The organism is Massilia frigida (assembly GCF_011682175.1).
GTDB lineage: Bacteria > Pseudomonadota > Gammaproteobacteria > Burkholderiales > Burkholderiaceae_D > Telluria_A > Telluria_A frigida.
The window spans coordinates 170831-195521 of the sequence record NZ_WHJG01000006.1 but is presented as its reverse complement, the minus strand read 5'-3'; the positions used below and the strand labels follow the sequence as shown (position 1 = coordinate 195521).

The following is a 24691-nucleotide window of genomic DNA, read 5'->3' as shown; positions in this document are numbered from 1 at the left end:
ATGATACGCCAATGTTAATAATATGGGATTGCCAACGATATCAGGCGTGCCGGCGCACGCCTCAGGCGGCGACCGACTGCGCCTTTTCCGACTCGCCGAGCGCTTCGTCCATGGCCTGCGACAGCGCGCGTCCGACCACGCCCTCGACCTTCATCAGGCGCACGCGCTGGGCGCGGTACGCTTCGATGAGCTTGTCGGAGGAAAGCGAAAACGCTTCCTGGCGCGCACCGGTCGAGAAAATATACAGGGTCCGCAACGGGCTGATCCAGGCCAGCTTGACCTTGCGGATGCTGCCGTCCGGATCGGTAAATTCGATCCACATATTGCGTTCGAGGGCGTCGACGCCCAGTTCGGCGTCGTCCAGCTCGGCGTGCGCGGCTTCCTCGGCGGCGGCCAGGGCTTCGTTTTCCTTTTCCAGCCGGCGCATCGCGTCTTGCTGGGCCACTTCGACGGCGATTTCGAGCTGGCGTTCGGGCGTGATGTCGAGCGGCGCGCGCACGATCGACGCATGGCACTCGGCCAGGTCGGCAAAGAACTGGATGCGGTCGGCATCCTGCCACTTGATCACATCGAGCCATTTGTTCAGGGTTGCCAGCAGGCTCGGCAACTTACCGATCAGGTCGCGCCGCTGTTCGTGGGTGATCTTCGGCTTGACGCTCCAGATCAGCTCATCCATCGTCTTGGTGGCGTTGCCGACCGCGCCGGGCTTGTCATCCTCGACGCTGTAGGCGACCGTCATCACCGAGGTCCACTTGTTTTCGAGGAAGGTTTCCAGCATGGCGACCACCTGGCCGCTGCCAACCCGCGCGGCGACCGCGCTGCGGGCCGAGCGTGTCGCGGCGGTGACTTTTTCCTGGCGCAAGGCTGCGGCGATCGGCGCCGCGATGGCGGTCGCTGCCGCCGTTTCCTCGGCCTTCATCGTCTCTTCGAGCTCGGCCACCACTTTCGAGAACACGTCGGCCGGCGCGCCGCCATCGTCCTGGTCGCGCCCGACCCGCTCCACGCTGCGCTGCATGACCTGGAACACAGGATCGTCCGGACCGGAGCGCTGCTCCAGGCCCATGGTCGACATCAGGTCGATCATGCGGCGCGCCGGGTGCGTTTCCTCGAAGAAGAAATTCTTGTCGGCCAGCGCCGCCTTGAGCACCGGAATCTGCAGCGACTGGATCAGGTCGCGCGAATCTTTCGGGATGTTCGGGTCGAGCAACACCGTTTCGAAAATCTTCGACAACAGGTCGATGGTGCTCTCATCGCCGCGCGACAGGGCCCCTTTCGGGATGCTTTCCTTCAGGCGCGGCAGATAAAACACATTGCCCGCCTGCGCCTCGGCCGGGGTCGGCGCCACGTTGCTGAACTGTTCCGGCAGGCGGCCCTGCAAACCCTTGAGCATCTCCAGCAGGGACGCGGGCACCATCACCTGGCCGCCCTCCATGGCGCGACCGAAGCCGCCGGCGGCAATGCCCCCGCCGCCGCCAAACGCGGCCGGCGCAAAACCGCCCGCGGCGTGCACGCCCTGCCCTGGCGCACCGCCCTGGGGCGCCGGGCCGCCATGCCACGGCGCGGCCGGCACACTGGCCTCGCCCGCGCTGCCGGGCGCGCCCTGGAAGGCGGCGGCGCCGCTCGGACGCCAGCCGCCGCCCGATGGCGCCATGGCCGGCAGGTCGGGAATCATCGGGATATCGAAGCCGGACGCGGGCGCGTCATCGTCGTCGTCGCGCAGGAACTGGCGCAGCTGCTTGGCCAGTTCGGCCTGGCCGCTGGCGCGCGCCTTCCTGGCTGCGGCCGCGCTTTCGGTTTTCTTGATCTTGAAGGCGTCCACCGAGCCGGGCTGGACGCCCTTGTTCATCAGCAGGTCGCACAGCGCATCGTACATCGGCGCAAAGTCGAACAGCAGCGACGGGCGCAGCATCGGCAGAATCAGCCCGTGGGCCTCCTCGTCCGGCTCGAACTCACGCCAGGCCTGGTTCAAGGCCGACAGGAACATTTCGGGACGGAAGGGATTCTGGCTGATGCGCAGCACATCGCGCTCCAGCAGGAAGCCGAGGCGTACATTCAGGGTGGCGATCTGGCTCGCATACTGCATTTCGAATGGACGGCTGATGGCGTCGAAGGCGACGCGGCTATCCATTTCCTCGTAGGGCACCAATTCCAGCGAGGTGGGCAAGGCTAGCGCGGCTTTTTTGAGCGGCGGCAATAGCACGTCGACTTCGGCACGCATGGCGCGAGCGATGCCGGCGGCAGCGACATGAAAGAAAGCGTAGGTGTTGTTTTTTAGCAGATTCCCCGACTTGACCCGCTGGAACACGGAGCGTGCATCGAGCGCCGGGTCCGTCACATCGAGCAAGCTTGCAACCAGACGTGTCGCCACCGCCATCAAGTGGTCGTTGGCATGCTTGGTCACGGTCGCGACAAGCGCCTCCAACAGCTCGTGGCGCGACGGACCTGTCTTCCTTGCTGCAGCTACGGACGGTGAAGGTGGAGCCATTGTCTGCTCGTTGGGGGGTTAGATATCTTTTGCCATAACAAACATTCTCTCACATTATTGCCGACTGGCAACGGGAAAATTTGAAACAACCCGTTATTTTTTGTTCAACCGCATTATTTCCATGTCCACTCTTGCTTTTCCCTCCAGAGGAAGCCCGTTTTCATCATTTGAACTGTTGATGGAACACAAATTCAAAGCCAGAAGTTTCTCTAGGATAATCACAATTCCACACAGCAATTTTATTCTTGAGGACTACGCCATGATAACGATGTGCCGCCGCGATCTCAAGTTCCCCCTGTATCTGGGCTTTGCCATCGTGCTCGGACTGGGTGCCTGGCTTTCCATTGTACTGCTGAGTCAGCTTGAACAGATGAAAGCGGTAACGGCGCCGGCGCTGCAAAGTTTAGGCCGCAGCCTGGGCCCCTTGACCGGGATCACGCTCGACGATGCCGCCGCGTGCGCCGGGGAAGATTACGCCGCCGCCCGCCTGTGGGTCTGGTTTTGCATCGGCGCCAATGCGGCGGCAGCCATCCTGCTGGCGCTGTGGCTGCGGGCAGTGACGGTAGCGCCTGCGGCGCCGCTGCGGCGCAAGCCTGGCGCGGCCGGCCGCAGCCTGATCGTGCGTGCCATGGAGGGCGGCGCGCCGCGCGACGCAGCCGCCACCCACGGCGCGGGCGATGGGAGCGCCCGGGCGCACACTGTTCCGGCGCCGCGCAGCGCCGCGGCGGGAACGGGCGAGGCGGCGGCCCGGCTTGCACGGCTGAGCCGGATCATCGATGCCCTCGCCTTCCACACCACCATTCTCGCCGTCAATGCCGCAGTCGAGGCGGCACGCACCGGGCAGTTGCCGCCGCAATCCTGAACGATTTCCGCTGTGCATTAGTTGCAATCCTGTAGGAACTCCTCCTACACAAGTTCAAGGTGAATTCCGATACCTCTTCAACGGTGCGGCTCGCATGATTGTGTTACCGGAAACGCTGAAGAGAGCTCCCCATCAGCATCACCGGCGAGCACGACATTTTCAAACTTTGAAAAGGAATGGACATGAACTCGAATCAGAAAAGCGGTCAAGGCAGCAAGCAAAGCGATAGTTCCAGCTCGAACAAGCAATCGGGCTCGCAAGGTTCCGGCAGCGGTTCGCGCTCCGGCGGCGGCACCCAGGGCGGAACCCATGAGCAGCACGTGGAAGCCGGCCGCCAAAGCCACAAGAATGACGACAAGGAGAGCGGCTCGAAGCAATCCGGTTCGGGCTCGGGCAGCAAGCAGTCGGGATCGAATTCCGGCAGCAGCAGCGGCAGCAAAAGCGGCGGCGACAAACGCTGATCACCGCTAGCACAGCGGGCGTCGCCGGGTTTGCGGGCGGCGCCATGCCCTATTTAAACAGGGAACAATAGACAGAGTCTGCATCGGCCCGGCCGTTGACAGGCTCTTTTTTTGGCCGGACGCCGGACCGGGCCGCTGCGGCCGGCACGGCAAGGGCCAATCACGGCGGCGCGTTCAGATATTGCGAATGTGAACGCCCTTGGGCGGCGCAAAGTCGGCCACGTCATTGATCATGCGGGCGACCTTGGCATCGCGCGCGGTCAGGTGCAGATCGGAATACTGGTGGATTGCCCACTGCTCCGGCAGCAACTCGATATGCTTGCGCAAGATCGATTCGGTGCGTGCATCGTCGGCGCGCAAGCCTTCGACGATGATATTGAGCGCATCCGGACGCGCGCCGGGCGAGGCCGTCGCATGCGACTTGTGCACCATGAAGCGCGCAGTCTCGCTGGCGTAGCGGCGCGTGCCGGACAGAAACAGGATGACGGCGATCGACGCCACCGCCCCGGCGTTGTACATGACAAACTTGACGGGCGAGTTCGACAGGAAGTTGTACAGGCACAGCCCGTCGCTGACGTAGCCGCCGTTCGACTGGATCAGCACGTGCGCCGTTTCGACGCCGTTTTCGCTCATGCCGGACACCGCCTCGAACACGCGGTGCACCATATCGCTGTTGACATCGCCCGACAAGGTGAACCAGGCATCGGTCTCTTTGGTGGATTTTTCTTCGCTCATGGCTGTCTGCTCGCAAAGTAGATGAATTATTTTAACAAATCGGACGAGCCAGGGTTTTTCCATGCGTATCTCATTCGTGCGCACCCCAGGCAAGGTTGACAGTTACGCCTTGCTGGCATATGCTCCACAGTCTTGATCGGGAGAGGGCAGCGCACGCTGCCGCCGAAGGGGCATCACCCAAAAACTCTCAGGCAAAAGGACCGGTCAGGGGTCGGCGGCGCGCAGCGCTACCGGCTGAACTCTGGAGAGCGGCCGCGGCACCATGCCGGCGGCCCACCGAAGGGGCAAGCGGACGTCAATCCGCTATCTCTCAGGTACCAAGGACAGAGGGGCGCGAAGCATACCGGAACGGCAAGAGCCGCTCCACGTCTGCTCGTCGTACCCCCATTCATTCTGCCCTGAGGATTCCATGACGCTTAAAGCGACCCCGCTCAATTCCGCACACCGCGCCGCCGGCGCCAAGATGGTCGATTTCGGCGGCTGGGACATGCCCGTCAACTACGGCTCGCAAATCGAAGAACACCACGGGGTGCGCAGCGATGTCGGCATGTTCGACGTCTCGCACATGTGCGTGGTCGATATCGAAGGCGAGAGCGCCCGCCCTTTCCTGCGCGGCCTGCTGGCCAATAACGTCGACAAGCTGCAGGTGGCCGGCAAGGCACTGTATTCATGCATGCTCAATCCGCAGGGCTTCGTCATCGACGACCTGATCGTCTACTTCTTCAGCGAGACCTGGTTCCGCCTGGTCGTCAACGCCGGCACCGCCGAAAAAGACGTGGCCTGGATCAGCGCCCAGAACCACGCCACCAGGAGCGGCGTGACCATCACCCAGCGCCGCGACGGCAACGAGCCGATGGCGCTGATCGCCGTCCAGGGTCCGAACGCGCGCGCCAAGGTGTGGCAGGTGCTGCCGACCACCCAGGCTGTTTCCGAGCCACTCAAACCGTTCAACGCCGTCATCGTCAAGGACACCGCCTTCGGCGAGGTGATGGTGGCGCGCACCGGCTACACCGGCGAAGACGGGTTCGAGCTGGCCTTCCCCGCTTCCCAGGCCGAGGCGCTGTGGAATGCGCTGGTCGCCGCCGGCGTCAAGCCGGCCGGCCTGGGCGCGCGCGACACGCTGCGCCTGGAAGCGGGCATGAATCTGTACGGACAGGACATGGACGACACGGTCAACCCGCTTGACGCCGGCCTGGCCTGGACCGTCGACCTGAACGCCGAGCGCGACTTCATCGGCAAGACCGCGCTCAAGGCGATGGGCCAGAACGCGCAGTACGTGGGCCTGATCCTGCGCGAAAAAGGCGGCATCCTGCGCGCGCACCAGAAAGTGGTCGCGCAGGATGGCAGCACCGGCGAAATCACCAGCGGCACGTTCAGCCCGACCATGCAGGAAGCGATCGCCCTGGCGCGCGTGCCGATGGGCGTGGCCGTGGGCGACACCGTGCACGTTGAAATCCGCGACAAAAAGCTCGCCGCCAGCGTGATCAAGCTGCCGTTCGTGCGAAACGGTAAAATCCTCGCTGCCTGATCGGGGCAACACACTCATTAAGTAGCATTTACATCGACCGCGACCTCTTGGAGCAAACATTATGAACATCCCAGCCGACCTGAAATACACCGAGTCCCACGAATGGGTACGCGCCGAAGCTGACGGCACCCTCACCGTCGGCATCACCGAATATGCGCAGGACGCGCTGGGCGATATCGTCTTCGTCGAACTGCCGAAGGTAGGCAAGGTCTTCACCGCCGGCGACGACGCCGCCGTGGTCGAATCGGTGAAAGCGGCCAGCGACATCTACGCGCCGGTATCGGGCGAGTGCATCGCCGTCAACGACGCCGTCGCCGACGCGCCGGACTCGATCAATACCGACGCCTTCGCGGCCTGGCTGTTCAAGCTCAAACCAAGCGACGCCGGCGCCATCAATGGCCTGCTCGACGCCGCTGCCTACGGCAAAGCCACCGCAGAATAAAAACTCCTGGCCGCCGCCCGCTGGCGGCCGTTTCTTTCCAGTCCGCCGCCGCGCCGTGTATCCGACAGCGCCGGTGGCAGTCCTTTTTCGGCCCCGACTACCATGACCCGCACCAGCCTGACCCAACTCGAAGCACGCGATTCGTTCATTCCGCGCCATATCGGCCCGTCCACCGCCGAACAGGCAGCCATGCTGGCCACGCTCGGCTATCCATCGCGCGCGGCGCTGATCGACGCCATCGTGCCCGCCAACATCCGCAAGAAGAGCAAGCTGGAACTGGGCCAGTTCTTCGACCCGATGCCGGAACAGGCTGCGCTGGGCAAACTCAAGGCGCTGGCCGCCAAGAACAAGGTCATGAAGTCGATGATCGGCCAGGGCTACTTCAACAGCCATACGCCAGGCGTCATCCTGCGCAATATCTTTGAAAACCCGGCCTGGTACACCGCCTACACGCCGTACCAGCCCGAGATTTCGCAAGGCCGCCTGGAAGCGATCCTGAACTTCCAGCAAATGATCACCGACCTGACCGGCATGGGCATCGCCAACTCGTCGATGCTCGACGAAGGCACCGCCGCCGCCGAAGCGATGACGCTGATCCAGCGCGTCGGCAAATCGGCCTCGAACGTGTTCTACGTGGCCGACGACGTGCTGCCGCAAACGCTGGAAGTGGTGCAGACGCGCGCCCAGCCGATCGGCGTGGAAGTGCGCACCATCGCGGCGGCCGACATCGCCGGCCTGTCCGAGCCCTGCTTCGGTGTGCTGATCCAGTACCCGGGCGTGAATGGCGATGTACGCGACTACCGCGCCGCCGTCGAAAAACTGCATGCGGCCGGCGCCATGGTGATCGCTTGCGCCGACCTGCTGGCACTGACCCTGCTGGCGCCGCCGGGCGACTGGGGCTGCGACGTCGTCGTCGGTAACAGCCAGCGCTTCGGCGTGCCGCTCGGTTTCGGCGGCCCGCACGCCGGCTACCTGGCCACGCGCGACGAATTCAAGCGCAGCATGGCCGGCCGCCTGGTGGGCGTGACCATCGATGCCCAGGGCAACAAGGCGTACCGCCTGGCGCTGCAAACGCGCGAGCAGCACATCCGCCGCGAAAAAGCCACCTCCAACATCTGCACCGCGCAGGTGCTGCTGGCGGTGATGGCATCGATGTACGCGGTCTACCACGGTCCTGAAGGCTTGCAGCGCATCGCGCGCCGCGTGCACCGCTTCACCGCCATCGTGGCCGCCAAGCTCGGCCAGCTCGGCTACGACGTCGTCAACAAGACGTATTTCGACACGCTCACCATCAAGAGTGCGCGCGCGGCCGAACTGCACGCGATCGCCATCGAACATGGCGTCAACCTGCGCAAGGTCGATGCCAGCCACGTCGGCATCTCGCTCGATGAAACCACCACCCGCGAAGACATTGCGCTGCTGTGGACCATCTTCGCCCAGGGCGTCTCGACCGCCCCTGCTTCGCCCGATTTTGATGCCATCGAAGCGAGCGCGCAGGACGCCTATCCGGAAGCGCTGGCGCGTACCAGCACCTACCTGACCCACCCGACCTTCAACCGCTACCACGCGGAACACGAAATGCTGCGCTACCTGCGCGGCCTGGCCGACAAGGACCTGGCGCTGGACCGCACCATGATCCCGCTTGGCTCGTGCACCATGAAGCTCAACGCGACCAGCGAAATGATCCCGGTCACCTGGCCCGAATTCTCCAACATCCACCCGTTCGCGCCGGACGCGCAAACGGTCGGCTACCGCGACATGATCGGCCAGCTGGAAGACATGCTGTGCGCGCTGACCGGCTATGCCGCCGTGTCGCTGCAGCCGAACGCCGGCTCGCAGGGCGAGTACGCGGGCCTGCTGGTGATCAAGGCTTACCATGAATCGCGCGGCGAAGGCCACCGCAATATCTGCCTGATTCCCTCCTCGGCGCACGGCACCAACCCGGCATCGGCCAATATGGTCGGCATGAAGGTGGTCGTCACCGCCTGCGACGAGCGCGGCAACGTCGACCTGGCGGACCTGCGCGCCAAGGCCGAACAGCATAGCGCCAGCCTGGCCTGCGTGATGGTCACCTACCCGTCGACCCACGGCGTGTTCGAGGAAGGCATTCAAGAGCTGTGCGAGATCATCCATTCGCACGGCGGCCAGGTCTACATCGACGGCGCCAACATGAACGCGCTGGTCGGCGTGGCGGCACCGGGCAGCTTCGGTGGCGATGTGAGCCACCTGAACCTGCACAAGACCTTCTGCATTCCGCACGGCGGCGGCGGCCCTGGCGTCGGTCCGATCGGCGTGGGCGCGCACCTGGCCAAGTTCTTGCCGAACCAGCGTTCGAGCGGCTACACGCGCGACGAAGCCGGCATCGGCGCGGTCAGCGCGGCGCCATTCGGCTCGGCCAGCATCTTGCCGATCTCGTGGATGTACATCGCGATGATGGGCGGCGAAGGCTTGACCGCCGCCACCGAAACGGCAATCCTGGCCGCCAACTACATCGCGCGCCGCCTGGCGCCGCACTACCCTGTGCTGTACACGGGCCACGATGGCCTGGTGGCGCACGAGTGCATCCTGGACCTGCGTCCGATCACCGACGCCACCGGCATCAGCAACGAAGACGTGGCCAAGCGCCTGATGGACTTCGGTTTCCATGCGCCGACGATGAGCTTCCCGGTACCGGGCACCCTGATGATCGAGCCGACCGAAAGCGAATCGAAGGCCGAGATGGACCGCTTCATCGATGCGATGATCGCGATCCACGCCGAGATCGTCAAGGTCGAGCGCGGCGAATACGACCGCATGGACAACCCGCTCAAGGGTGCGCCGCACACCGCCGAAGTGGTCACCGCCGACGTCTGGGAACACAAGTACAGCCGTGAGGTAGCTGCCTTCCCGGTGGCGTCGCTGCGCAAGCAGAAGTACTGGCCGCCGGTCGGCCGCGCCGACAATGTGTACGGCGACCGCAACCTGTTCTGCGGCTGCGCGCCGATCAGCGACTACGAGTAAGCCTGTAGTGTCGCCTGGGCCGCCCGGGTAAGGGCCGCCCGGGTAAGGGCCGCCCAGGTAAGGGCCGCCCTGGTCAGGGCCGCCGCGAGGCCAGCCGCAGATGCGGCGTGGTTTTCGCCGGCGGCCCTGCCGCATCCGGCACGCTGTCGTCGATGCGAAATCCGCTGACCGCTTTCGACAGGGTCAGCGCCTGGCGCTGCAGCCTTTGCGCCGCCGATGCTGCTTCTTCCACCAGCACGGAATTCTGCCGTGTCATCTGGTCCATCTGCACGATCGCGTCGCTCACCGCGCCGATGCCGCCGGCCTGCCCCGCGCTGGCTTGTCCGATCTGGCTGACCATGTCCCCCACCTGCTGCACCGATTGCGCGATGCCCACCATGCGCATGCCCGCTTCCGAGGCGCCCGCGCTGCCGCCGTCGATCTCGGCGAGCGCCTGCGCAATGAGTTCCTTGATCTCGCGCGCGGCGCTGGCCGAGCGCTGCGCCAGTATCCGCACCTCGCCCGCCACTGCCGCAAAGCCGTGGCCCTGCTCGCCGGCCTTGGCCGCTTCGACGGCCGCGTTGAGTGCCAGCGCATTGGTCTGGCCAGCCAGGTTGTCGATCACGCCAATAATCTGCGCAACGCGCTGCGAACTGCCGCGTACCGCGGCCATGGTCAGCACCAGCCGGTCGAGCACACCGCCGCCGCACATGGCTTGCGCCGAGGTTTCGTCGGCCAGGCGGTTGGCGCTGTACGCGCTGTCGGCGGCCATGCCCGCCGTGGTGCCCAGCCCCTCGACCGCGCTGGCGGCGTGTTTGAGCACGCTGGCCTGGGCCGCGTTGCGGCTGGCTAGGCCGGCACTGCCTAAGGCGATGTCGCGCGAGGCACTGTCGATCGAGCGTGCCGACACCAGGATGCTTTTCAGGGTCGCGTTCAGGGTGCCGATGCTGGCATCGAGCGTGCGCGCGGTGTCGGCGATTTCATCGCGTCCGTAGCTGCGCTTCTTGACCGTCAGGTTGCCGCTGGCCAGTTCGCCGGCGGTCTCGCTGAGATCGCGCACTTCGCGCAGCAGCGCGCGCCGCACCAGCATGGTGATGCCGAGCGTGCCGGCCACCGACAGGGCGACCAGCAGCGGCATCAGGACCGACAGCGCCGCAAAATCGGCGGCGGCGCGCGCGGAGGCGCGTTCGCTCAGTTCCTGCTCCAGGCGCGCCAGTTCCGACAGCCGCAAGGCCACCACGCCGAACGCTTGTTCGGCCTTGGACATGGCGTTGGCGCTCATCGAGTGGTCGACCTGGGACAGTTCGATCACATCGAGAATGGCGCGCATGTAGACGCCATGCGCGGCTCCGGCCTGGGTGACGAAGCGGTGCTCGGGAGCGGCGCTGCCGGTGCGCCCGGCCAGGGCCGCGAACTTGCGTTCGATGGCGGCGTGGCGCTGATAAATGTCCTGCCCGAGCGCATCGATGCGCGGCGCGGAAAAGCTGGCGCTGATCCAGGTCAGCAGCTGGTACATGCGCGCATGCGCGTGCTGCGCATCGGCCACCAGTTCATTGGCGTCGCGGATGCGGGCTGCGCGCTCGCCCACGATGATGTCGACCGCCTGGTTCTGGCGCACCATCGCATACCATGCGCTGCCCGAGGAAAGCATCAGCAACAGCAGCACCAGGCCGGGTGCGAGCAGCAGCTTGGGACCGATGCGCAGGCGCTCGAGCATGTCAGTGCTTGTAGACGCCGGCTTCCAGGGCCACGTCGCCAATACGCAACACATACGTGGTCTTGGCCTCGACCTTGCCGCTGACCGGGTTCTTGAACTTGTAGTCGACCCAGCCGCGGCCCGGGCCGTTGGCGATGGCGATCATTTCGTGGCGGAACAGCTTGCCGTCGGCATCGGGCACGTCGCGCAAGTCCTTGCCGATCAGCGCCGTGGTCGGGTGCGCGACCGTGATGCCGGACAGGTCGCGCATGGCCACGTACAGGGCGCCACGGTTGTACTCGGGGTCGCGGGTATTGATTAGCCGGATCATTTCTTCCTTGCCGCGCAGCTTCATGAAGCGCGCGCCCTTCTCCACCAGCGCCACCGCGTCTTTTTCGTCCGGCTCGGCGACGGCAGGGGCGCTCCAGCCGGCGCCGCTCCAGAAACAGGCCAGCAGCATGCCAGCCTTGATGAGTATCTTCACAATGATGTCCTTCAACGTCGGTGAACGCGCATTCGGGCGCCGGGACAGGTATGATTGGCTGCCAGCCGGCCTGCGCAAGATGAGTTGGCGCAATGTTTCCTGAGCGCATAGGTTAATTTACGCGTTCGCGCGGGGCGCCGGTTTGCGCGGGATCAATCGTGCGGATCGCGCCTATCAGTCAAGGAAGAGAGATGAATCGTTCTGTGGTTGCCCTGCTATTGTCGGGCCTGGTGTTTCCGGGTGCCGGACAGTATTACCTGGGCCGGCGCGCGCGCGCCTGCCTGTTTATCGTGCCGACCTTGCTCGCGGCCATTTATTTTTTCAAGCAAGTGGTCGACACCGCCTCGCGCATGGTCGACGACGTGCTGAGCGGTTCCCTGGCGGCCGATCCGGTGCTGATCGCCGAGCAACTGCACCGGCAGGGCGAGACGGCCACGCCGCTGATGAATATCGCCGCCGCCGTGATGCTGGCGTGCTGGGTGGCGAGCCTGGTCGACGCCTGGCTGCTGGCGCGCGCGCAGGAACGGGGCGCGCCGCCACGCAAGCAGGAAAGTACATCATGATCCGCCTCGGCTGGATGGCGGCCGGCGTGCTGGCGCTGGCCGGCTGCGCCGCGCCAAAGGCCGGCGGCATCGTGCGTACGCCGGTGCTCAGGGCCGCATCCTCCTTTCCCAACACCGAGGCGGTGGTGATGCGGGTCGAACTGGCCGCCGGCGCGCGCGCCGGGCGCCACAGCCACCCGGGCGACGAAATCGGCTACGTGCTCGAAGGCGAGGGCCAACTGCTGGTCGACGGCGCCGCGCCGCGCACGGTACGCGCCGGCGAGGCCTTCGTGATCCCGGCCGGCACCGTGCATGACGCCCACAATCCCGGCACCGCCACCATGCGCCTGGTCGGCGTCTACATGGTCGAACAGGGCAAGCCGCTGGCCACCCCGGCCAAATAGACACGATTGTGGCGCTGGACCGACAAGCGCAGGGTCATTTCTGTACAAGCAAGCCACAAGCTGCCAAGATGTTGTTGTACGTCAATTCTCAAGACGTACCCACTATGATGCCAGCGCCCACCCGTCCGACCCCGCTCCGCCTGCCGCGCCATGCGTGCGTTTTGGCGCTGTCGATGCTGGCCATCGCCAGCGCCGGCGCGCGCGCCGGCGACACGCCCGACCTGACCACCCTGCCCCTCGAACAGCTGATGTCGATGGAGGTCTACAGCGCCTCCAGGTTCATGCAAAAGTCGAGCCGCGCACCCTCGTCGGTGACGGTGATCACGGCCGCCGACATTCGCCAGTTCGGCTGGAACACCCTGGCCGACGTGGCGCGCAGTGTACGCGGCATGATGGTCAGCTATGACCGCAACTACAGCTATCTTGGCCAGCGCGGCATCCTGCGGCCGGGCGACTTCAATACCCGCTTCCTGCTGCAGGTCGACGGCAACCGCATCAACGACGCGGTGTACGACCAGGCGCCGGTGGGGGCCGAATTCCCGCTCGACCTGGACCTGGTCGAACGCATCGAGTTCGTGCCCGGCCCGGGGTCGTCAATCTACGGCTCGAACGCCATCATCGGCGTGATCAACGTGATCACCAAGCAGCCGGGCGCGCTGGCCGGCACGCGCGGCTCGCTCGAAGCGGGCCAGGACGGCGCGCGCAAGGCGGCGGCCAGCGTTGGCTGGCGCTCGCCCCAGGGCAGCGAGTACCTGCTCGCCGCCAGCGCCTGGCGCAGCGATGGGCGCGACCTGTACTTCCCCGAATTCGATACGCCTGAGCAAAACCACGGCGTGGCGAGCGGCCTCGATGACGAACGCGGGCAGCGCTTTTTCGCGCGCGCCACGCACGGCGCGGCCACCCTGAGCCTGATCCACGCAAACCGGGTCAAGGGCATCCCGACCGCCTCCTACGGCCAGAGCTTCAACGATCCGCGCCCGGCCACCACCGACCGCCAGACCTATGTCAACGCGGCCTGGCGCAGCGATCCCGGCGCGCTCGAACAGCTCAAGGCGCGCCTGTTCTGGGGCCAGTACGATTCGTTCGGCGATTACGTGGCGCAGGACGAGGCGCGCACGCTCAGCCACGACGGCAGCGGCGCGCGCTGGTGGGGCATCGACGCCAGCGTGCTGAGCACGCGCCTGGCCGGGCACACCGTGCTGGCCGGGATCGACCTGCAGCGCGACTACCGCCTGCACCAGTACAGTTTCGACGTCGCGCCGTTTTACAGCTACCTGGACGACCGCCGCAGCGGGCGGCGCGCCGGCCTGTATCTGCAAGACCAGGTGGCGCTGGGCGCGGCCGTGCTGCTCAACCTGGGCCTGCGCTACGACCGCAACAGCGGCAGCGGCGGCGTATGGAGTCCGCGCGCAGCGCTGATCTGGGATGTGGCCGCCGCCACCACCGTCAAGGCGATCTACGGCGCTGCCTTCCGCTCGCCCAACAGTTATGAGAAATTCTATGCCTTCCCCGGCGCCGACGGCCAGACCGGCAATCCCGGCTTGCGCGAGGAACGGGTGCGCTCGGCCGAACTGGCGCTGGTGCGGCAGTTCGGCGAGAATGCGCGCGTGAGCGTGTCGGCATTTCGGACCGCGTTGTCCAACCTGATCGCGCCGCTCGAACAGCACGAGCCGGCCAGCGTGCGCTTCGAAAATATCGGCCGCCTGGGCGCGCGCGGCGTGGAAATCGAATACGAACGCGGCACCCTGGGCGGCCTGTCGCTGCGCACCAGCTACAGCGCGTTCCGGGTCAGCGACGCGCTCGGCCAGCCGGTCAACGCGCCGGCGCGCCTGGCCAAGCTCAATCTGTCCGCACCGCTCGGCGCCGACGGCTGGCGCGCCGCGCTCGAAGGCCAGTATGCGGGCGCGCGCCATGGCATGTCGGGCACGGCCGGGCGCTATGTGGTGGTCAACGCGAACCTGGTGCGCGCGCGCCTGCTGCGCAATGTTGAACTCTCGCTCGGCGTGACCAATCTGTTCGACCGCGCGTATGCCGATCCCGCCTCCATCGAACACCGCCAGGGCGTGATCGCGCAGGACGGGCGGCGCCTGCGCGCAAGGCTGGCGTATGCCTTCTGAACGCCGCCCTCCACGCGCGCGGCGCTTTTTCTGGCTGCTGGCGGCCGGCCTGGCCGCCGCAGCGGCGGCGCGCGCCGACCCGGTGCCGGAAAACGCGATGAAGGCCGCCTTTGTCTTCAATTTCACCGTGTTCGCCGAGTGGCCACCGGAAGCGCTGGCAGGCGGCGCGCCGATCAGCCTGTGCGCCAACGCCGGCGGCGCGCTGTTCGCGTCGCTGAGCAAACTGCACGACAAGGTCGTCAACGGCCACCCCATCGCGGTGCGCCATGCCGGCGCTTCCCTGCGCGGCTGCCATGTGCTGGTGGTCGAACAGATCGACCGCGAGCGCTGGCGCGAGCTGCGCCGCGAGCTGGCCGGCGCGCCGGTGCTGACCGTCTCGGACGACCGCGTGATCGGTCCGGACGGCGTGGTCATCGCCATGGCGGTGATGGATGAACGCATCGTGTTCGACGTCGACATGGCGCCGGCGCGCGCGGCCCGGCTGAACCTCAGTTCCAAGCTGCTGCGCCTTGCCAGGAGCGTGCAGTGAGCGCGCGCCCGGCGCTCATGAGCGCTCCGCGCCTGCTCGGCAAGAAGCTGGCGCTGACCACCATCCTGACGGCCGCCGCCGCGCTGTTCGTGGCCAGCCTGGCCTTGATCGTCTTCCAGTTCCTGTCGATGCGCGGCGTGCTGGCGGACGACTTGCGGGTGCAGGCCCAGATCGTCGGCAACAACAGCAGCGCGGCCCTGCTGTTCAACGATGTCAAGGCGGGCGAGGAAACGCTGGCGGGCCTGGCGGTCTCGCCCAGCGTGGACAGCGCCAGCATTTTCGACGCGCGCGGCGTGCTGCTGGCGCACTACCAGCGCGGCACCGGCGCCCAGCCGGCCGCACCCGATGGCGCCCTGCTGGATGCCGGTTACCGCTACGGGCCCGACGTGGTGGAAGTGGTGCACGTGGTGCGCGTGAACCAGCAGCGGGTCGGCGTGGTATTGATCCGCGCCACCCTGGAGCAGCTGTTCGCGCGCCTGCTCACCTACGCCGGCCTGACCCTGGCGGTGGCCCTGGCGTCGCTCGCGCTGGCCTATGCGCTGGTGTCGTCGATGCGGCGCGCGGTGCGCCGCGCCGAGGAGCACCTGCACCATCTGGCGCACGTCGATTCGGTCACGGCCCTGCCCAACCGCCACGAATACAACGAGCGCCTGCCGTTCGCGCTCGAGCGCGCCGACCGGGCCGAGGGCGAGGTCGGCCTGCTGCTGCTCGACCTGGATAACTTCAAGGTGGTCAACGATACGCTCGGCCACGACAGCGGCGACCACCTGCTCAAGCTGGTGGCCGCGCGCCTGGTGCACACCCTGCGCGAGAACGACATCATCTGCCGCATCGGCGGCGACGAATTCGTGATCATCGTCGAGCCGCGCGAGACGGCCGCCGGAGAGCCGGACGAAGTCGATGAAGTGGCGCGCAAGATCCTCGCCGCGCTGGCCGCGCCGTTCCAGGTGGAAGGACACCAGCTGCATATGAGCGCCAGTATCGGCGTGGCCGTCTATCCGCGCGACGCGCTCGACGCGCGCACCCTGATGCGCAGCGCCGACACCGCCATGTACCACGCCAAGGCCAAGGGCAAGAACGGCTTTCAAGCGTTCCAGCCGGCCATGGAGCAGCGCGCCCAGAAGCGCCTCAAGCTCGAAGCGAACCTGCGCCGCGCGCTCGACCTGGGCGAACTGGAACTGCACTACCAGCCGCAGATCGACGTGCGCAGCGGGCGCGTGGTGGGGGTGGAGGCGCTCACGCGCTGGCATTGCCGCGAACTGGGGCACGTCAGCCCGGCCGAATTCATTCCGGTGGCCGAAGAGACCGGGATCATCGTGGCGCTCGGCGGCTGGGTGCTGCGCACCGCCTGCCGCCAGGCGGCGGCGTGGCGCGACCAGGGTTTGCTCGACACGCTGGTGCACGTGGCGGTGAACCTGTCGGCGCGCCAGACCCGCGACGGCGCCCTGATGGACGAAATCCGCGCCATCCTCGACGAAACCGCCCTGCCGGCCAGCCTGCTGGAACTGGAAATCACCGAGGGTGTCCTGATGGAGAACGTGAACGCCAACCTGGACCTGCTGCATGGCTTGCAGGCGGCCGGCATCCATCTGTCGATTGACGATTTCGGCACCGGTTACTCGTCGATGGCGTACCTGAAGCGCTTCCCGATCGACCAGCTGAAGATCGACCGCAGTTTCGTGCACGACGTGCCGGGCGACGGCGAGGCGATCGCCACGGCCATCATCGCGATGGCACACAGCCTGCAGTTAAGCGTAGTGGCCGAAGGCGTGGAAACGCTGGCGCAGCTCGACTTCCTGCGCCAGGCCGGCTGCGACATCATGCAGGGATATTATTTTGCGCGGCCGATGCCGGCCGCGCAGCTGACCGCGCTGCTGCGCGAAAAGCGCAGCAGCTGGGGCGAGCGGGCCTAGAGTCGGCTTACGCCAGCTTGACCGCGTGCTCGCGGGTGGCGTGGAAGGTCAGCTTGGGCCAGCGCTCTTCGGTCAGGCGCAGGTTGACGTTGGAAGTGGCCAGGTAAGCCATGTTGCCAGCCGCATCGTAGGCCACGTTGTGGCCCAGCGCCGACTCGAAATCGGCCAGGATGCGCTTGTCGTCGCCGCTGACCCAGCGCGCGCTGCTGATGCTGGTGCCTTCGAACACGGCATCCACCCCATACTCGTTGAGCAGGCGGCTGGCCACCACTTCGAACTGCAGCACCCCGACCGCACCCAGTACCAGCTCGCCACCCTGCACCGGCTTGAAGACCTGCACCGCGCCCTCTTCGCCCAGCTGCTGCAAGCCCTTGTGGAGCTGCTTGATCTTGAGCGGATTGCGGATCCGCACCGAGCGGAAGAAGTCCGGCGCGAAGTACGGGATGCCGGTAAATTGCAGCATCTCGCCTTCCGAGAAGCTGTCGCCGATCTGCATGTTGCCGTGGTTCGGCAGGCCGATGATGTCGCCGGCGTAGGCTTCCTCGACCTGCTCGCGCGAGGAGGCCATGAAGGTGACCACCGACGAGACCTTGATCTCGCGTCCCAGGCGCAGGTGCTTGACCTTCATGCCGCGCTCGAAGCGCCCCGAGCACACGCGCAGGAAGGCGATGCGGTCGCGGTGGGCCGGGTCCATATTGGCCTGGATCTTGAAGACGAAACCGGAGAATGGCTGCTCGCCCGGGGCCACCACGCGCACGGTGGCGTCGCGCTCGCGCGGGGCCGGGGCCCAGTCGACCAGCGCCGAGAGGATTTCGCGCACGCCGAAGTTGTTGATCGCCGAACCGAAGAACACGGGGGTCTGCACGCCGGCCAGGAATTGCGCCAGGTCGAAGGGGTGCGAAGCGCCGTGCACCAGTTCCACTTCCATCTTGAGCTGCTCGATTTCGAGCGGGAACATGGCCGCCAGTTTCGGATTGTCGATGCCCTTGACGATCTCGAAGGCGCCGTCGGCCTTTTCCTCGCCGGCCTTGAACAGCATGATTTCATCACGCAGCAGGTGGTACACGCCGCGGAAGTTCTTGCCCATGCCGATCGGCCAGGTCACCGGGGCGCACTGGATTTTCAGGACCGATTCGAGTTCGTCGAGCAGGTCCAGCGGATCGCGCGTTTCGCGGTCCATCTTGTTCATGAAGGTGACGATCGGGGTGCTGCGCATGCGGCACACGGCCAGCAGCTTGATGGTCTGCGCTTCCACACCCTTGGCCGCGTCGATCACCATCAAGGCCGAGTCGACGGCGGTGAGCACGCGGTAGGTGTCTTCCGAAAAGTCCTGGTGGCCGGGGGTGTCGAGCAGGTTGATGACGTGGTCGCGGTGCTCGAACTGCATCACCGAGCTGGCCACGGAAATGCCGCGCTGCTTTTCGATTTCCATCCAGTCGGAGGTGGCGTGGCGGCCGCTCTTGCGGGCCTTGACGGTGCCGGCCATCTGGATCGCGCCCGAAAACAGCAGCAGCTTTTCGGTCAGCGTGGTCTTGCCGGCGTCGGGGTGGGAAATGATGCCGAAGGTACGGCGGCGCGCAACTTCGCGGGCAATCGCCGCAGGGGCGACCGTCGCGCTCGGTGCGGGAAGGTCTGAATCGGGAAGGGAAGTATCGGTATCGTTGGCCATATTCTCAGCCATAACATGGCCTCGCACAAAACCGTGGATTTTACCGATACTTGCCCTGCTCGTGTGAACTGATTCGGGCGCGGCGGAGAGCCGCGCCCGGGTCCTGCTATTTATTTACTTACCAGCAGTCGGCCGGCGTGGTGGGGCCCTGGACCCCGGTGTTGCTCAAGGTCAATGTGCCGCACTCATCGGCTGCCTGCTTGATGGTCGGCGTTGCCTTCAGCAAGAAGGTCGATCCGTCCGCCGAAATGGTGTTGGTGATGTTATACCGCACCGCCCCAACAGCCACGTCCTTGGGCGAGGTGGCCGAGGACAGGGTTCCCCCCGCATAGTCGCCCTTGGTCGTGTTGTAACGCTCGAGAAACTGGGCGTTTTGCATCAACACGCCCTTGGCGACCGAACGCTGGGACTTGAGCACGTTCTTCGTGTACGACTCGAACGCGACCGCCGACAGGACTCCGACGATGGCCACCGTGATCATCAATTCGATCAGGGTGAAGCCGGCGGCCGGCCGATTCAAATGAAAGTGTTTCATCGCTGCAGCTCCCTCCAGTTAATACGGCCCAGTGTGGCTGTTTCCTGCAGTAGCCCTTTTTTATCGACGACACCACCACCACAGTTGACCGTGCAGGACGGGTCGGTCCCACCGGGACTGACCGCGCCACCCGTGACGATACCGGTTGTCGGGCTGCCCGACGAGGCCGGCCAGCTGATCTTGACCGTGGTTTCAATCACGTAACCGCCGCTTGCCAGGTCGGTGTACTTGATCGTCGTCGTGGTCGTGCTGCCGTCAGGATTGACGACGACGACCGGTGGCGGATTGGTCGCCGGCTTGGTCGGTGGCGCAGGATCGCCATTACCTTGCTGGAACGAACCCTTCGGATCGAGCGCGCCGGGTGCCGGCGAACCTTGCATGGCGGTGGACGCCTCGTTATCCGGCGCAGCGGCAAATGTCCAGCCTGGATCGCCCATGCACAGATTGGTCGGATGGTGCCAATAGATCAGATACTCGGCAACCAGCTTGTCCTGCAGTTTGCCATTAACCAAGCGGTAGCCCAGGTCCGGACGGCCCGCCACGTTGAGCTGGACGTCGCTTTGGGCGATGTCGGCTTTGACCACCTGGACGGTCAGCGCACCGTTGCGCCACTCGCCTTTCGGGCCCAGATCGGAGTAGCCATCGACCACGCCGGCGCATTGCGGCTTGATCGGATGGACGCCGTTACGCACGATGCCGCTGCCCCAGTCGCGGGCGACGAAGGCGTCGAGCGGCATCGATACCTGCAAGTCCTTGATGTCATTCATCTTGTAAGCAGGCATTGTGGAAACCGTCAGGGCACCGGTCTGGTAACCCGTCACCGCGCCACTGTAGGTGCCACCCGTGCCGGTGCCGTCCGAACCGAGGAGGCTCAGTTTGATGGCCGGCGAATAAGCTTGATTCGACACCAATACCTTGAAGCGCGTATTCGGGATCGTATCGACCATGGTCTGGGTCGTGGTCCACGTGCTGACGATGACCCGCTGTTCATACGAATAGGTGTTGTTGGTACCCCATACTTTTTGGACGTTCCTCACTTCGACGGAGCGGCGCGTGGTGAGATAGGTGACCTGGGTCGTGAAGGTGATCGAGCCGTCGGCGGCGACCACCGTCACCGGATAACCGGCCACAGCCGTGCGTGCGCCCTCCGTATAGGTACTCGAAGGCGAGGCCTGGCCATTCGACGTCTTGCCAGTCCAGTTGCTGGTCGACACGATCGTCGGATTCGGCGGGCCGCTGTTCTGGCTCATCAAGAGCGGCAGGTTCGGCGAATACGTGTCTTGCGACGAGGCGACGGTCAAGGAAAGGCGTTGCTCATCCTGGCTCGGGTGCAGCATATTCAGGCCGAGCACGTCGTAAATATCGTCGTATTCGTGGACGTGAATGTAGTTCTGGTTAGCAACCGCACCAGTGGTCGCTTCACGCCCGAATGCGTACCGTCCGCTGGCGGAAGCCGGACCACCAAAGTAACCTAAGGTCGTGGCGCCGCCGCACTTGTCGTAGCAGAAAATATCGGTATCGAAGTGGCCGCCCGCGACCCCGCGCTCGCCGCCGACGGTGGCGGTGCTGACGTTGATCGTGTCCGGTTTCGGTGCATCGTTCTGGTCGAAATTGGACTGGTATACGTCCAGGCCGCCAGCCGACAGTCCGATCAGCTGCGAACGCACGCCCCCACCCATATGGCGGCCTACCGGTGGCAGGTTCAGGTTGGTGCCGGCCTCCTTGACCATGTCATCGGAGTTAAACTTGGCATCGCTGTTCAGATCGAAAATGACATCGCCGGTACTGCCGCCAGTGAGCCAGTTCAGTTGCATCCACCAGTTTTCGCCAGGCGGTTTGGCCGTGGTGCTGACCGTCGGATTGGTACTGAAGAACTGGAACACATCGCCCATGATAAAGATACCATCGCCAACCACGCGTTCGCCTTTCGGCAGCGCTACTTTCCAGCCGCGGTTCGTGAGCCAGTTCATCGGCTTGTTGCTCGATGTCCGTACCCGGATTGCGCTGGCGCCGGTACCGAAGGTGTACTCGGTCAAGGTCTGCTCGAGCAGCGGCAGGCTGCTGGCGGAAATGTCGCGGATGCCGTAAGCGTAATGAACGGTATCGTTCACTTTCATGTCGGCCTCATTAAACAAACGGCCGGTGACGAACGCCACCAGCACGCCGCCGCTCGGGTGGCGCACCAGGCCCGGGGCCGTGGTGATGGCGCGCGCCGGATCGCTGTCCTCGCGCACGTGCACCTGCACCGGCGCCGCCGTCAGGTCGTTCAGATTGAACTTCCACAGGCTGCCGTCGATGTCGCCGGCGTAGGCGGTGTCCTTGACACCGTCTTCGTCCGTATCCCACAGCGACGGCGACGACAGGCCGTTCGGCGCCGTCGGGCTGCCGCCCGGGGTGGTGATTTCCTTGATCAGCTTACCGGTCAGGGCATCGATCACCAGCAAGGAGGCAGCACCTGTACCCTTGTTGTTGTAGCCATTGCCCATCACCAGCGCTTCATAATACTCGTTTTGCTCGGTTGGCAAAACTGCCTTCTTTTTGAGCAAGCGGGTCAGCACTGGCGCGCCATAGGTATCGCCCAGGTTGGCAAAGCCGGTGGAGGTATTGTTCACTTCCCACATGACTTTTGCCGCGGCGCCCGCTTCGGTGGCGGCCGCGCCATCGCTCACATCGAGCGCAAAAACGGCTTTGCCGCCGCCGCCCAGGGTGCCGACCAGAACGGTCTTGGTGCTGAACTTGCGCACGTCCAGACGGCCATCGACGTAGTATTGCGGCGTGAAAGTTTTGCTCGAGAGTACTTCCAGTCGCGGCAACAAGGTGCGGGGAATGTAGGCAAAGCGCTCATTGCCGGTGACCGCATCGATGGCGTGCATCATGCCGTCGTTGGCGCCGACATACACGGTTTCATTGCCTGACGCATCTTTCCAGTAGACCGGGGTCGAATGGATGATCGTGCCGAGCGAACTGGTACGGACACGGTAGGTGGTGCCTTCGCCGGTCTTGACGCCGCGCAGGTAACTGACGACCGGCGACACTGAGCTATTGGCCGTGGCCGAAGCCTTGTCGACCAGGTTGCGCTGGGCGGTCGACAGCGTGGCCCAGGTAAATGGAATACCGGACGGGGTCGCTGCGTCGCTCATGGTCACGATATTGCGCTTGCCTGCCAGCGCCTGGGCCGCGATCATGGCCTCGGCACCGCCGCTCCAGTTATCGGTGGTGCCGATGGCGCCCGTGGTACTGATCGGAAACGAGTGCACGTTGCCGCCCAGGGTGGCGGCGTTGTAATCGATGGCAAACATCCGGGCAGTGCCACTGCCCACATTGCTATTGGACGCGACCGGCTGGCCGACATAGCCGATCGGCTGCTGGGCCGAATCGAATGGCGCTGCCGCCATGACGGTGACGATTGCCGCGGTGGCGAGGCCGACGAGGCCCGCCCCGACGGCGACTTTTGTTTTCAGTTGCATGAGAATTCTCCCGCAGAAGGGTGGTTGCAGTACTAATCGCAAATTTTGGAATACACACGAAAGCGCACGGTGGTTTGCACAAAGGAGGTCGCGCCGCCATTACCCTGGCCACGCGCGGTAAGCCGTACGACACCGTAATCGCAGTCTCCGGAACTGCTTGCCTTCGCAGGTGGCGTGATCATTTCAACGATATAACGTGGCTGGGTCGTGATCTCAGCCAGGTCGAGGGCGGCAGCGGAGAAGCCGCGCGTGACGGCCGGGTCCTTCCAGTCGACGCTATCCCAGCTGGACGCGGCGCCCGGCTTGAAGCACAGCCCATTCGGACACTTCGGCGAAAACGCCGAGGAATCGTAAGGATCGAAGGGCGCCTTGTTGAACAACACGGTTTCGCCGTCGCGCAAGATCGCTTCGGCCGCTTCCCGCGCCATGTGCTGGTCGCGCGCATTGCGCGCCATGCGCTCTTCGAGCGTGCCGCTACGCACCAGGGCGAGGACGAACATCGTCAGGACCAGTAAAAAAACCAGTCCGGTCACCAGAACGGCGCCCGATTGCGTGGCCCGTGGACGGAAAAAAGTAGCGTGGGACATTAGAACCTCGACCGATTGCGAACGTTGAAGGTGGCGGTGACAACCCGGCGCAGGTGGCCATCATTGGTGGTGACGTTGGCACCATTGAAACTGACCGTTTGCGGGCCGACCGTGACGCCGCCGGACGGGCCGCGCAACAGCAGGCTGACGCGCACGGCCGACACGTGGGTGAAATCGGCCGGTGCCGCCACATAGGTGGTGACCGTTTCCTGGCCGCCCCCGACGCCGATCCCGTAGGTGATCTTCATCCGCTCGACATTGTCGGCCACGACCACGCCCGTGCCGGGCGCTGTCGCGGAGGCGTTGGCGTAGCACATCAGCTGACCGTTCAAGACCCTGAATTGGTAGATGATCAGGTTATTGTTGATCTGGGCACCCGCCGTCGCCGGATTGAATGCATTGTCGGAGGTGATGTCGACCCCGACGCAGTTGCGCTCGCGGCCCAGCATGCGGTTCGGCGGCACGGCCGTATCGACAACCCAGTTCGGATCGTGGCGCACGATCAGGGTATCCGAGTCGCCACCGACGGTGCCTTCGACCGACCGGCCCTCGATTTCGATGCGGTTCATATTGAGCCGGTAGCCGGCCTGGCGCAGGGCCGTGCCAACCACGTCGAGGGCATTGCGGGTACTCTCCTGGATGCGAACCATATCGGTCTGGGCCGTGTTCATCTGCTTCGAGCCGATGAACATATAGCCCACCCCACCGAGCAGCACCAGGCCGACCGTCATGGCCACCAGCACTTCTACCAGGCCGATACCCTGCTGCTTGCTTGCGCCGAGCTGGCGCGGCGCGCTTGGACGAACTGTCATAACCGCGTCTCCTGCGTAAATGTTTGCTTCTTCAGGCCGATCCTGGCGCCGTCGCCCGTGGCGCGCGTGTCGTCCCACTGGATGGTGACGGTCACATTGCCATCGACGTCGAAGGCCACCCCGCCGGTGCCTTCCTTGAGCGCACTGGCAAGCGCATCGCGCCATTCCTTGATGTCACGGTCGCCCACGGTCGCCGCCGCGGCCGGGGTGGCCGCATTGACATCGATCACGTACGGCGCGCCGGCCTGGGCGATATTGCGGTTGGCGCGCATGCGGTCGATGATATCCATCGCCAGGATGGTCGCCTGGCCGCGCGAGTAGGCGCTGTGGTTGGCTTTCATGTTGGTGATGATGAGCCCGGCAATGCCGAGCAAGCCGACACTGATCACGATCATCGTGATCAATACTTCAAGCATCGAAAAACCCTGTTGACGTCGCATTTCT

20 protein-coding genes and 2 riboswitches are annotated in these 24691 nt (G+C 65.0%); of the genes, 10 read left to right on the top strand and 10 right to left on the bottom strand.

What is annotated here, in order from left to right:
* Window positions 1-61 precede the first annotated feature (61 nt).
* Entirely contained in the window at window positions 62-2485 is a 2424-nt protein-coding gene (locus F2P44_RS08770) for a DUF1631 family protein (protein WP_167086306.1), read from the bottom strand.
* A gap of 178 nt (window positions 2486-2663) precedes the next feature.
* On the opposite strand from F2P44_RS08770, the gene F2P44_RS08765 reads away from it, so the two are divergent.
* Both F2P44_RS08765 and F2P44_RS08760 read left to right on the top strand, forming a co-directional pair.
* Window positions 2664-3347, top strand: a complete 684-nt coding sequence (locus F2P44_RS08765; RefSeq protein WP_167086305.1) for a hypothetical protein — start codon at window positions 2664-2666, stop codon at window positions 3345-3347.
* A 182-nt stretch (window positions 3348-3529) separates the two neighbouring features.
* Complete coding sequence (locus tag F2P44_RS08760; protein WP_167086304.1) at window positions 3530-3808, top strand: hypothetical protein; 279 nt, start codon at window positions 3530-3532, stop codon at window positions 3806-3808.
* Window positions 3809-3982: 174 nt separating this feature from the next.
* Here F2P44_RS08760 and F2P44_RS08755 read toward each other — a convergent pair whose 3' ends face one another.
* Window positions 3983-4543, bottom strand: a complete 561-nt coding sequence (locus F2P44_RS08755) for an ATP-dependent Clp protease proteolytic subunit (protein ID WP_167086303.1) — start codon at window positions 4541-4543, stop codon at window positions 3983-3985.
* A 127-nt stretch (window positions 4544-4670) separates the two neighbouring features.
* Window positions 4671-4756: riboswitch (glycine riboswitch) on the top strand.
* 18 nt (window positions 4757-4774) lie between these two features.
* Window positions 4775-4880: riboswitch (glycine riboswitch) on the top strand.
* A gap of 72 nt (window positions 4881-4952) precedes the next feature.
* Here F2P44_RS08755 and gcvT point away from each other — a divergent pair.
* The 3 genes from gcvT (at window position 4953) to gcvP (ending at window position 9513) form a co-directional block, all read left to right on the top strand.
* Window positions 4953-6071, top strand: coding sequence for a glycine cleavage system aminomethyltransferase GcvT (gcvT, locus tag F2P44_RS08750; RefSeq protein ID WP_167086302.1), 1119 nt, complete (start codon window positions 4953-4955; stop codon window positions 6069-6071).
* A gap of 61 nt (window positions 6072-6132) precedes the next feature.
* Complete coding sequence (gene gcvH, locus F2P44_RS08745) at window positions 6133-6513, top strand: glycine cleavage system protein GcvH (protein WP_054262937.1); 381 nt, start codon at window positions 6133-6135, stop codon at window positions 6511-6513.
* 102 nt (window positions 6514-6615) lie between these two features.
* Window positions 6616-9513, top strand: coding sequence for an aminomethyl-transferring glycine dehydrogenase (gene gcvP, locus F2P44_RS08740; RefSeq protein WP_167086301.1), 2898 nt, complete (start codon window positions 6616-6618; stop codon window positions 9511-9513).
* A gap of 73 nt (window positions 9514-9586) precedes the next feature.
* Here gcvP and F2P44_RS08735 read toward each other — a convergent pair whose 3' ends face one another.
* Together F2P44_RS08735 and F2P44_RS08730 are read right to left on the bottom strand one after the other, a co-directional pair.
* On the bottom strand, window positions 9587-11209 hold the full coding sequence (locus F2P44_RS08735) for a methyl-accepting chemotaxis protein (protein WP_167086300.1): 1623 nt from the start codon (window positions 11207-11209) through the stop codon (window positions 9587-9589).
* Between the two features lies 1 nt (window position 11210).
* On the bottom strand, window positions 11211-11648 hold the full coding sequence (locus F2P44_RS08730) for a cache domain-containing protein (protein WP_167086373.1): 438 nt from the start codon (window positions 11646-11648) through the stop codon (window positions 11211-11213).
* A 215-nt stretch (window positions 11649-11863) separates the two neighbouring features.
* Here F2P44_RS08730 and F2P44_RS08725 point away from each other — a divergent pair, with 215 nt between their 5' ends.
* From F2P44_RS08725 to F2P44_RS08705, 5 genes are all read left to right on the top strand, one after another.
* On the top strand, window positions 11864-12235 hold the full coding sequence (locus F2P44_RS08725; protein WP_167086299.1) for a hypothetical protein: 372 nt from the start codon (window positions 11864-11866) through the stop codon (window positions 12233-12235).
* A 14-nt stretch (window positions 12236-12249) separates the two neighbouring features.
* The gene (locus F2P44_RS08720) at window positions 12250-12618 is read left to right on the top strand and encodes a cupin domain-containing protein (RefSeq protein ID WP_370662656.1); all 369 of its coding nucleotides are present in this window, start codon (window positions 12250-12252) and stop codon (window positions 12616-12618) included.
* Window positions 12619-12722: 104 nt separating this feature from the next.
* Window positions 12723-14735: a TonB-dependent receptor plug domain-containing protein gene (locus F2P44_RS08715; RefSeq protein ID WP_229423462.1), complete on the top strand. Its 2013-nt coding sequence runs from the start codon at window positions 12723-12725 to the stop codon at window positions 14733-14735.
* On the top strand, window positions 14725-15264 hold the full coding sequence (locus F2P44_RS08710; RefSeq protein WP_167086297.1) for a YfiR family protein: 540 nt from the start codon (window positions 14725-14727) through the stop codon (window positions 15262-15264). Before F2P44_RS08715 ends, F2P44_RS08710 begins: the two co-directional genes overlap by 11 nt.
* Entirely contained in the window at window positions 15261-17177 is a 1917-nt protein-coding gene (locus tag F2P44_RS08705; protein ID WP_370662654.1) for a putative bifunctional diguanylate cyclase/phosphodiesterase, read from the top strand. Before F2P44_RS08710 ends, F2P44_RS08705 begins: the two co-directional genes overlap by 4 nt.
* A gap of 7 nt (window positions 17178-17184) precedes the next feature.
* Here F2P44_RS08705 and F2P44_RS08700 read toward each other — a convergent pair whose 3' ends face one another.
* From F2P44_RS08700 to pilV, 6 genes are all read right to left on the bottom strand, one after another.
* Window positions 17185-18846: a peptide chain release factor 3 gene (locus tag F2P44_RS08700; RefSeq protein ID WP_167086370.1), complete on the bottom strand. Its 1662-nt coding sequence runs from the start codon at window positions 18844-18846 to the stop codon at window positions 17185-17187.
* A gap of 118 nt (window positions 18847-18964) precedes the next feature.
* A complete protein-coding gene (locus F2P44_RS08695; protein ID WP_167086296.1) occupies window positions 18965-19381 on the bottom strand; it encodes a type IV pilin protein in 417 nt (138 codons plus the stop codon).
* Complete coding sequence (locus F2P44_RS08690; RefSeq protein ID WP_167086295.1) at window positions 19378-22848, bottom strand: pilus assembly protein; 3471 nt, start codon at window positions 22846-22848, stop codon at window positions 19378-19380. Before F2P44_RS08690 ends, F2P44_RS08695 begins: the two co-directional genes overlap by 4 nt.
* 32 nt (window positions 22849-22880) lie before the next feature.
* On the bottom strand, window positions 22881-23435 hold the full coding sequence (locus F2P44_RS08685) for a pilus assembly PilX family protein (RefSeq protein ID WP_167086294.1): 555 nt from the start codon (window positions 23433-23435) through the stop codon (window positions 22881-22883).
* Entirely contained in the window at window positions 23435-24247 is an 813-nt protein-coding gene (locus F2P44_RS08680) for a PilW family protein (protein WP_167086369.1), read from the bottom strand. The genes F2P44_RS08685 and F2P44_RS08680 overlap by 1 nt, the downstream gene beginning before the upstream one ends.
* On the bottom strand, window positions 24244-24687 hold the full coding sequence (gene pilV / locus F2P44_RS08675; protein WP_167086293.1) for a type IV pilus modification protein PilV: 444 nt from the start codon (window positions 24685-24687) through the stop codon (window positions 24244-24246). The genes F2P44_RS08680 and pilV overlap by 4 nt, the downstream gene beginning before the upstream one ends.
* Window positions 24688-24691: the final 4 nt, after the last annotated feature.